The sequence below is a fragment of the Nostoc sp. CALU 546 genome (genome assembly GCF_048836525.1).
Genome location: NZ_JAWJTF010000204.1, coordinates 1 through 4,520, shown reverse-complemented (window position 1 = coordinate 4,520; position 4,520 = coordinate 1). Strand labels below are relative to the sequence as shown.

Sequence of the window (4,520 nt, the reverse complement as noted above, 5' to 3'; positions counted from 1 at the left end):
ATTCCGAATACCCATTTATCGTTGAAGTTAAAATAAAGGAATGAGGAACTATGGCTCAAATTCCAGCTTCTAGCGATCGCCAATTTTCTGCTGATACTGAAATTTGGTATAGCCTCAAATGTGCGATCTCCACTAGTTCAGGTTTTCAACGCTGGCAACTAGAACGTGATGCTCAATTACAAGGAATTCGCTTAGAACAGCAGGTACAACGGTATTTAAGGGAAACTTTAGAAACTTTAGCTTACTAAAAATTAAGTAAATCTTGTATATTTGTTTGCAAGCGACGGAGTTGACGGTATGCACTCTCCAAACGTTTGCCATCAACTTCCACTTCATTGGTGGGATAGTTTTCAATAATTTCGATTAGCGATACCTGCCCGTCTTGACTCGCAGAAAGAACCAAAGCGGCTCGCAAAGCCTGTCGATCTGCTCTCCGAGAAGGTGTATAAATAACCTGACTAATTTGATCCAAAATAATATTACCAATCCGGCTATTTAGCACTCGATCTAGAAATACAAGATTTACCTTTACCGGCTCCGTTAAATACTGACGAATGGCTTTGGGATCTTGTCGCGCCAAAGCAAAATTAACTCGAAGTGAACGTGAAAGTTCACCTGTTTCGGCAAAAGTGGATAGCTCCTCTACAGAAAGTGATTCACGGAAGATACCATAGTTTAACACCACTCGTTCCGCACCAAAAACAGGAGTGGACACAAGTAGAAGACACGTACTACCTACTAAAACTAAAATGCGACGCAGCCCCAAAAAATTAAAATGCATGTTTCCCTATTTCCAATAGGTTTGCTTTTATTGTGATGATATTCCAGCAACATTATTTGCAGCATCTAGCTTTAGGAAATACAAGAAATAAATCAGCCAAGGCAGGATAAGCGCTTAGACAAGACAGCGAGAGACTTGTTTATAGACTCACCTCATCCCAAAAGCCTCTCTTGTAGAGTTTGGCGAAAATCCATTTATCATCTCAATTAACAAGGCTTGGGGCCTAACCTTAACAATTTGCTCAAGTAAATTGTTAAGGGTAGGCAAACTTCGGCTACAGTGTACTAGTAGAATTTTCTGAATAAAAGAATATAACTAATGTATAAGTTCTGTGATCTATCTAAGGAATTTAGCTGAATCAGCGCTAATCATCCAGTATAGTTTTGCATAGATTTTACAGCAGCTACAAGGCTGCTACCTTCAATCTTGTTCGACACACCATAATTCAGCACATCACAGACGGAAAAAATGAAATACCGGGGTTTTCACATTTCTCTAGCGAAAAATTTTCGCCTTCTTTCTAGCAGTCATCTCAAATATACTTTGCGCGTGGGAGCGGGACTAACGGCAATGCTTGTTGTTTCCGGCGGCTCAATACTACTACCTGGTGAGGTTAATGCTGGTGCTACTCGCCCAGAAGGTATTGCCCCAACCCTGACAGCGCAAGTTCCGACAACAGCCGCAGTGATTTACGTTAATCCCGCAACTGGTGCAGATAGTGCTGGTGCTGGTGCAACATCAGCAGCACCCTACAGAAGCATCAGTTTCGCTCTGAGTCAAGCTCAACCAGGTGCAGTTATTCAACTAGCACCTGGGAACTATAACCAAGAAAGTGGCGAAACCTTCCCCCTTTTGCTTAAACCAGGGGTAACACTGCGGGGTGATGAAGCTACTAAAGGTCAGGCGATATTAATTACAGGTGGAGGTTTCTACACTAGTCGCACCTTTGCCCAACAAAACATTACAATCCTTGCCGGACAAGATACCACGATTACTGGTGTCACCGTCACCAACACAAATAGCCGGGGTACGGGTGTGTGGGTGGAGTCAACTAATCCGATTATCAAAAACAGTACTTTTACTAACAGTGCCAGAGAGGGTGTTTTTGTCACAGGTACAGGCAATCCCAAAGTCGAAGGCAACTTCTTTGTGCAAAACCAAGGCAATGGGATTTCAATTGCTAGAGCTGCCCAAGGAGAAATTCGGAGTAACTTATTTCAGGATACTGGTTTTGGTTTAGCGATCGGCGGGACTTCCACACCTCTAATTGTAGAAAACCAAATTACCGAAAACCAAGACGGTCTTTTTATCTCAGAGTCAGCCAAGCCTGTATTGCGTAAGAATGTCATTCAGAACAATAAGCGAGATGGCTTAGTAGCAACTGTCAGCGCTCTACCCGACCTTGGCACTAACGAAAATCCTGGTGGCAATCTTATTCGCAATAACACTCGTTATGATGTGAACAACGCCACCAAAACCAGTACAATTCTTGCTGTTGGCAACGATATCGATCAGAAAAAGATTTTCGGCTCAGTAGATTTTGTTGCGGCAAGTGTTGATATACCACCTGGAGGGCCTGTCGCCTTTAAGGATGTGCCAGCAAATTACTGGGCAAAAACCTACATCGAAGCTTTAGCATCCCAAAATATTATTGCTGGTTTTCCTGATGGCACCTTTAAACCTAATGATCCTGTAACCCGCGCTCAATTTGCCACTATTGTCACTAAAGCCTTAACACCACCATCCAAACGCGCAGGTATTCAATTTAAGGATGTAGCAAGCAATTTCTGGGCTTACGCTGCCATTCAATCTGCTTACCAAAGTCAATTTGTTTCTGGTTATCCCGATGGCACTTTTAAGCCACAGCAGCAAATTCCGAGAGTGCAAGCATTAGTCGCTCTAGCTAATGGCTTGGGCTTAACTGCCAATAATCAGAATGTCCTTTCCTTTTACACCGATGCTGCCCAGATTCCTAGTTATGCGATTGCTCCTGTTGCTGCGGCAACTGCACGGCAACTAGTAATTAACTATCCCACAGCCAAGCAACTCAATCCTAATCGTCAGGCGACTAGAGCCGAAGTTGCTGCCTTTGTTTACCAGGCACTCGTCAATGCCGGACGTGCTCAACCAATTCCTTCATCCTATTTGGTAACAGTTCAGTAAATACCTAATTAGCAAATTGGAAGCGCCAAACTAACAAATTATCAGTTTGGCGCTTCCAATTAATGTGAGTTTTTTTATTCTAGGGTTTTTAAACATAAAAATTGGGGTCTTTAAATATAGCTAACCCCATTTGAATGTTATTGAGTTTATGGTCAGGGTCTTTATATTGGCTGACCCCGTTTCAACGATTTCTAGTTTCTCAGAAATTTTTGCTTTTTGGAATTTCCTAATAATTTTTTTATTTTTTTCTCTGTTGATATTTTAATCTTCATAACATCATTAATAAATTTGAAGAATATAAAGATATGCAAAAAGAAAGCAGTAAAAAATTAACAGCTAAATTTCTCGCTTCAGGAATTAGGATTTTTACCCGACTGGGGGCTTGCTTGCCGCCGCTGTTCCCAGCGCCAGAGGAAAACCATGAGAGCAACGATCGCTACTTGGAGAGCTAAACTTGGCAAAGCACTCTCAACATCGCGTCCGGCAAGGACTTGGAAAAAAAAGATAAATGCGCCAATGGAGCCAGAAGCACCGAAAGCAATATAGATAAATTGTCGTAAGCCACGATAAGGAGCGGCTATTTCTGCTTTAAGGCTGGCATATTGTTCAGGGTTAAGACGATTTTTGGGATTTTGGTTTATCATGACTAAATCATGTTATACTCTTAGATTGTGTACGCCGATGTGGCTCAGTGGTAGAGCAGCTGATTCGTAATCAGCAGGCCGTGGGTTCAAATCCCATCATCGGCTTTGATAAAAGTATTGCTCAATAGTCAAGTTTGACATAAATCAAGCATTTTGCGGTTCTTTGGTTAATTTGATGGAATCTCGAATTATCACTCAAACTCAGTTTCGCAGAAGGCTTTTAATAAATCAATACAATTAGCGATCGCTCCTAAATGAGCAATTTCATAACCGTGGGTATTTTGGGTAGGAAACGCCAAACAAGCAGCACGCCCAACATGGCCAAATTTCATCGCAATTGAAGCATCGCTGCCAAACTGGCTCAGTATCGTTAGCTGCACTGGTATATCAAGTTGTTTGGCAGATTGGCGCAGTTGTCCATTTAGCCCCTCATCATATATCCCATAAGCATCTTGAGATAAAAGTACAGGACTTTCCCCATCCTTAAAAGGATATTCCTCGGATAATGGACAAACTTCTAAAGCAATTAACGCATCCAAGCGTTGATTTTGGGTGAAAAATAATGCTCCAATTGCTCCTACTTCTTCTTTGGCTGAAGCTACCAAATAAACATCAACAGCGGGCTGTTTAAGATTTTCAGCCAAAGCTAGCAAAATTGCAACAGAGGCTTTGTTATCCAAGGTGTAACTGGCGATATGATCCTTTAACCGAATTGGATGCTTACGATGCTTGCCGATTACCATTCTAGTTCCCGGTCGAATGCCAGCTGCTTCTAATTCCGCAGATGTCAGCTTCGTTTCAATCCAGGCATTTTCCCACTTAACAGTAGTATCTTCCTGCTGCACTTTTTGGGGCGATTCGTGGGAAACATGGCGGGAACCAAAGCTGAGAATACCGCTAATGGTTTCGTTATCTCCCAATAAATCTACAAC

5 protein-coding genes and 1 tRNA gene are annotated in these 4,520 nt (G+C 42.1%); 3 read left to right on the top strand and 3 right to left on the bottom strand.

Features of this window, described 5'->3' with window-relative positions; all coding sequences use genetic code 11:
- Nucleotides 1-50: 50 nt before the first annotated feature.
- Complete coding sequence (locus RRG12_RS41495; RefSeq protein WP_069073454.1) at nt 51-248, top strand: hypothetical protein; 198 nt, start codon at nt 51-53, stop codon at nt 246-248.
- On the opposite strand, the gene RRG12_RS41490 is transcribed toward RRG12_RS41495, so the two are convergent.
- Entirely contained in the window at nt 245-781 is a 537-nt protein-coding gene (locus RRG12_RS41490) for an alpha/beta hydrolase (protein WP_420758107.1), read from the bottom strand. The two genes, RRG12_RS41495 and RRG12_RS41490, sit on opposite strands and share 4 nt — an antisense overlap.
- A gap of 468 nt (nt 782-1,249) precedes the next feature.
- On the opposite strand from RRG12_RS41490, the gene RRG12_RS41485 reads away from it, so the two are divergent.
- Entirely contained in the window at nt 1,250-2,944 is a 1,695-nt protein-coding gene (locus tag RRG12_RS41485) for a DUF1565 domain-containing protein (RefSeq protein WP_420758108.1), read from the top strand.
- Nucleotides 2,945-3,294: 350 nt separating this feature from the next.
- Here RRG12_RS41485 and RRG12_RS41480 read toward each other — a convergent pair whose 3' ends face one another.
- Nucleotides 3,295-3,588, bottom strand: a complete 294-nt coding sequence (locus RRG12_RS41480; RefSeq protein WP_069073451.1) for a DUF3493 domain-containing protein — start codon at nt 3,586-3,588, stop codon at nt 3,295-3,297.
- Nucleotides 3,589-3,621: 33 nt separating this feature from the next.
- Between RRG12_RS41480 and RRG12_RS41475 the strand changes: the two genes are divergently transcribed.
- Nucleotides 3,622-3,693, top strand: a tRNA-Thr gene (locus RRG12_RS41475).
- Nucleotides 3,694-3,779: 86 nt separating this feature from the next.
- Here the strand turns inward: RRG12_RS41475 and RRG12_RS41470 are convergent.
- Nucleotides 3,780-4,520: M42 family metallopeptidase (locus RRG12_RS41470; protein WP_420763180.1), on the bottom strand; the 741-nt coding region annotated here is incomplete at its 5' end.